We start from the raw sequence: 4,800 nt of genomic DNA on the forward strand, positions 1-4,800 counted from the left end.
TGTAGACAGTGCTCTTAGCAAGAGTATCAAGATTGATATTAAGGGCAATACTTTTAGTATCAACAATGAACTTAAGAAACTTGAGTTTCGTTTTGACAGTTTCAATAAGTCATGGTACAGATATGTAGGTTCAAAGGATGAAGCTGTAAGATTAAAAGAGACAATTGAAAATACCTATAAGCAAGGTGATGTCAATTTTACTGTAAAACTTACAGAGCTCACTGCAAAAACAAGATATAAAAAATAAAATATATACAAAAACATAAGGAGAAAAAATGAATAATCTGGTATCTAAGGGAACCTCCTTTTTAAAAGAGTTTCAGAAGTTTGCTGTAAAAGGCAATGTGCTTGATATGGCCATCGGTGTTGTTATCGGTACAGCATTTGGCAAAATCGTATCTTCACTTGTTTCAGACATAATTATGCCTCTTATCGGACTTATTGTCGGTAATGTAGATTTAAAACAGCTGTCTGTAACTTTGTGTGAAAAGACTGATACATCTGAAGCTGTAGTAATGACCTATGGTGCATTTTTACAGAATGTTTTTGATTTTGTGCTTGTTGCTTTTTCAATCTTTATTGCAATCAAGGCTGTCATAGCACTTAAGAAAAAAGTTATTAAAGAGGAAAATGAGGAAAATGCAGCAGCAAAAGCTCCTGTAACTCCTGAAGATATCCAGCTGTTAAGAGAGATTAGAGACCTTTTAAAGAAATAACACATGCAAAAAACAGCAAATAACAATACTAAACCTGCCCGTGCACCTTTAAGAGATGTAGATGGCATTTTTCTACTTGATAAACCATCAGGTATCAGCTCAGCTCTTGCCTTAACTAAGGTTAGAGGAATTTTCAGAGCAAATAAAGGTGGACATACAGGAACACTTGATCCTTTAGCTTCAGGTCTTCTTCCTATATGTTTAGGACAGGCTGCAAAGTTTTCCTCTTACTTTTTTGAAGGTGCTAAAAAATATATAGCTACAGGAAAACTAGGTATCAGTACAACCACCTGTGATGCTGAAGGTGAGGTTGTAGAAACAAAAGACTATAAAGGCTGTATTGATAAGCTTGAGTCTACCATTAAAAGTTTTTTAGGTGAAATAACTCAGGTTCCACCGATATATTCAGCAATTAAAGTTGATGGAAGACCTCTTTACAAGTACGCAAGAAAAGGTCAGGAAGTGGAGGTTCCATCAAGACAGGTTCAGATCTTCAGCATCGATATTCTTGATAAGAAGGAAGATGAATTCACTGTCTGTGTCTACTGCTCAAAGGGTACATATATTCGTACTCTTGTAAGTGACATAGGTCAGGCTCTAGGCTGCGGTGCACATGTATCAATGCTTCGAAGAATTGAAGTTGATGGCCTGCCAAAAGGTCAGATGCATACTTTAGAATTTTTGCAAAATCTTGCTGACTCAAGAGAAGATATCGCCTTTTTTGACGATATGGACAGACTTTTAATTAAAGTTGAAGATGCCATGAATTATCTTCCAAGGATCAATATTCCATATGACAAGGCTGTTCTTCTTTGCATGGGTCAAAGACAGAAAATTGATGATTCTTATACATTTGAAAACTGTACAATTGATACTTCAGCTACAATACAGATAAGAACCAATGGAATATTTTTAGGTGTTGGACATATTCAAAAGGGAGTTTTAATTTCTGACAGAATGATGTCTGATCCTCTTCATACAAACAAAGGGTTATACAAAAACTGATTATGTTTTATCGTAGTTTACTTTCATTATTATCTATCGTAAGTCTTATCTTTGTTTCAGGCTGCATTGATAATTCAAAACTGACAACAGAAAATTTAAAGAATGTAATAAATCATGATCTTGTAAAGAACCAGATTTATATTGCAATACCAGGTCAGTCCCTTGAGAGTGGAACTATGGTAAAGCCTTTTGTAATTTTTGATCCTAATTATGAAAATGAGTCAAATACATCTTCTATATATGACAACATGTATAAGCAAGGTCTTATTGACTATGCATTTGTTCTTGAAAAATCCAAATTATTAAATCTTTCAAGAGGCGTCTTCAAGAAGAAGGTAGAATTTGTAGGTAGTGTTGATACCAAAGGTTATTCATTAACCTATATTAACGATATTAATAGAACTTTATCACCAACAAAGTATCCTGGTATCTTAAAGGCTATGATTGGAAATCTTGAAGTAAGAGACTTTGTTAAAACAACCAATCCATATATGAAAGATGGTTTAAAAACAATTGATATTGAAGTGAATGTAAAACTTGCAAACAAGCTTGATTCAATTTCAGAAGAAGTCGTCATTGACTCATATGCCTATGAGGAGATCTCAAGAGCGGTTATATCCTACAAGCTGTATCTTGATGAGACTGAGAGACGCTGGAAGATAAAGTCCTCAACATCTGCAAAAATTGATATTGTAAAACGCTTTTACAGATCTATCTGTTCTCAACATTTTTAATTATGAATCTAATAAATCTAATCTGGTATCAGAAGATAAATATAAGGAATTTTCTCTTAATAATTTTTCTTTTTCCTTTTTCATGCCTTTTTTATATTCTATCTTTAATCAGAAGATTGCTTTTTAGATTTGGATTTAAAAGGCTGTTTAAGAGTAAGGTCCCTCTTGTAATCATTGGTGGTGTGAGTGTAGGTGGATCTGGCAAGACCCCATTTTGCATTGCTTTAATTAAGCATTTGAGTGAAAAGGGATTAAAGGTAGGTGTACTTAGCAGAGGCTATCACTCAAAGAATACTGTATATCCTGTTAAGGTTGAATTATCAACAGACGCTAAGATCTGTGGTGATGAGCCATTGCTTATGAAAATGTCATCAAATGCTGATACTTGTATTTTTGTAGATCCTAAAAGAGAGGGCGCTATTAGGGCTCTTGAAAATGAAGGCGTTGATGTAATTTTATCAGATGATGGTCTTCAGCATTATGCAATGCAGCGAGATATTGAGATAGTTGTTCTTGATGCAAAAAGAATGCTTGGAAACGGGCTTTTACTGCCGGCAGGTCCTAACAGAGAAGGCTTGTGGCATGTAAAAAAAGCTGATTTTGTAGTGGTAAACGGCAAGAATGATACTGATTATCACACAATGATTTTAAAGGCTAATCAACCTGTATCCTTAAAGGATTTTTTGGATCAAGTCTCTGAAACAGAGCAGGTATCAAGGTTTACAGACGTGATTGCAATGTCAGGTATTGGCAATCCTCAAAGGTTTTACAACACCTTGAAGGAGATGAATTATAATATTGCAGATACTTTAAATATTGCTGATCATGCTGTTGCATCTGATAGAGATATTTTATTGGCAAGTGAAAAATATCCTGTACTTATGACAGCAAAAGATGCAGTAAAATACTCACACTTAAAAGAGTGCAAAAATCTATATGTAGTAACTGTAAACGGACATATAGATGATGAATTTTTTGAAAGTTTTGACAGAAAACTGTTTGATTTACTTAAGAAGTAGCTTATGAAAGATTATATTGTCGCAATTCCTGCAAGATACGCCTCAACCAGATTCCCAGGAAAACCACTTGTTTTAGTTGGCGGTATTCCGATGATTAAAAGAGTCTGCATGCAGGCACTAAAAAGCAATGCAAAGTCAGTTGTAGCCTGTGTTGATGATCAAAGAGTTGCAAAGGTTCTAGAGAATATGGATGGCACAAGCGTGTGCATGACATCTAAGGATTGTGCCTGTGGAACAGACAGAATTGCATCAATGATTAAGACAATGAATATAGATCCTGAAACTGTCATTGTAAATGTTCAGGGAGATGAGCCTTTGATAAATCCAGAGCACATAGAGCAGGTTGCAAGCCTTCTTGAAAGTTCAGGATGTGATATGGCAACTCTCTGTTTTGAAATTGACAATGTAAAGGATGTTTTTGATCCAAACTGCGTTAAGGTTGTTTTTGACAGAAATTCAAAGGCACTATATTTTTCAAGAGCTCCTATTCCTTATGAAAGAGACAATTTCCGTAATAAGGAAATTACTGATATTAGTGAACTTATGCACAAGCACTATCATCATATCGGTATTTATGCATACAGGGCAAAGACAGTTTTTAGCTATGCTGCAATGGCACAAAGCTCGCTTGAAGTTTCAGAAAGCCTTGAGCAGTTAAGACTTATGCAGCAGGGCTATACAATAGCTGTTGCTCCAACATCAAATCCACCGGAAACCGGCGTTGATACTCAAGAAGATCTAGACAGAATCAATGCAATTTTAGATCTAAAGAACAGCTAGTCTGCTCTTAAAAGGTTAAGGTATATCTATATCTTAACCTTTTGAATTTAAAAAACTTTCTAAAATAATCCATTTAAAAGCAATTTTTTTCTTGTTATCCTGAAATTTCTCTTTATAATCACAAAAAAAAAACATGTTGTGTTCATTCTTTCCTTTAAGGATATGCGTTATGAAGAATTTTTCTAAAATTCTGTTATCTTCTGTAATAGCATTAAGCCCAGTATATGCTGCAAATGCACAATCAGATATTAATATCTGGAACTGGTCAGACTATATTGGTGAAAATACTGTTTCAGATTTTGAAAAGGCTACAAAGCTTAAAGCAAATTATGCCGTTTTTGATTCAAATGAACTTGTAGAGGCTCGTCTTTTATCTGGTAAGTCCGGCTTTGATGCTGTTATGATGACCAGCTATTATGTGCCACGTCTTGCAAAGGCAGGTGCTCTTCAGAAGATTGACAAAACAAAGATCCCAAACTGGAAACACCTTGACAAGGCCAGAATGGAAGCTTTAGCCAAGATTGATCCAAACAATGATTATGCATA

At 34.9% G+C, this 4,800-nt stretch carries 6 protein-coding genes and 1 pseudogene; all 7 read left to right on the forward strand.

The window, feature by feature from the left end; genetic code table 11:
- Window positions 1–247: hypothetical protein (locus ACJML3_RS07075; RefSeq protein WP_406021878.1), on the forward strand; the 247-nt coding region annotated here is incomplete at its 5' end.
- A 28-nt stretch (window positions 248–275) separates the two neighbouring features.
- A complete protein-coding gene (mscL, locus tag ACJML3_RS07080) occupies window positions 276–716 on the forward strand; it encodes a large-conductance mechanosensitive channel protein MscL (RefSeq protein WP_406021880.1) in 441 nt (146 codons plus the stop codon).
- Between the two features lie 3 nt (window positions 717–719).
- Window positions 720–1,721: a tRNA pseudouridine(55) synthase TruB gene (gene truB, locus ACJML3_RS07085; protein WP_406021882.1), complete on the forward strand. Its 1,002-nt coding sequence runs from the start codon at window positions 720–722 to the stop codon at window positions 1,719–1,721.
- A gap of 2 nt (window positions 1,722–1,723) precedes the next feature.
- The gene (locus ACJML3_RS07090) at window positions 1,724–2,455 is read left to right on the forward strand and encodes a hypothetical protein (RefSeq protein WP_406021884.1); all 732 of its coding nucleotides are present in this window, start codon (window positions 1,724–1,726) and stop codon (window positions 2,453–2,455) included.
- Between the two features lie 2 nt (window positions 2,456–2,457).
- Complete coding sequence (gene lpxK / locus ACJML3_RS07095) at window positions 2,458–3,474, forward strand: tetraacyldisaccharide 4'-kinase (RefSeq protein WP_406021886.1); 1,017 nt, start codon at window positions 2,458–2,460, stop codon at window positions 3,472–3,474.
- Between the two features lie 3 nt (window positions 3,475–3,477).
- Window positions 3,478–4,254 carry a 3-deoxy-manno-octulosonate cytidylyltransferase gene (gene kdsB / locus ACJML3_RS07100; protein ID WP_406021888.1) on the forward strand — a complete coding sequence of 259 codons (777 nt, stop codon included), beginning with the start codon at window positions 3,478–3,480 and terminating at the stop codon, window positions 4,252–4,254.
- 169 nt (window positions 4,255–4,423) lie between these two features.
- Window positions 4,424–4,800 (forward strand): annotated as a pseudogene (locus ACJML3_RS07105) (polyamine ABC transporter substrate-binding protein); the annotation flags it as partial.

The organism is Succinivibrio sp., from assembly GCF_045124615.1.
Taxonomy (GTDB): Bacteria; Pseudomonadota; Gammaproteobacteria; order Enterobacterales; family Succinivibrionaceae; genus Succinivibrio; species Succinivibrio faecicola.

What these genes read in the sequence shown, in the direction of transcription:
- truB (WP_406021882.1), top strand. Translation starts at nt 720, where the DNA reads ATGCAAAAAACAGCAAATAACAATACTAAACCTGCCCGTGCACCTTTA.
- mscL (WP_406021880.1), top strand. Translation starts at nt 276, where the DNA reads ATGAATAATCTGGTATCTAAGGGAACCTCCTTTTTAAAAGAGTTTCAG.
- ACJML3_RS07090 (WP_406021884.1), top strand. Translation starts at nt 1,724, where the DNA reads ATGTTTTATCGTAGTTTACTTTCATTATTATCTATCGTAAGTCTTATC.
- lpxK (WP_406021886.1), top strand. Translation starts at nt 2,458, where the DNA reads ATGAATCTAATAAATCTAATCTGGTATCAGAAGATAAATATAAGGAAT.
- kdsB (WP_406021888.1), top strand. Translation starts at nt 3,478, where the DNA reads ATGAAAGATTATATTGTCGCAATTCCTGCAAGATACGCCTCAACCAGA.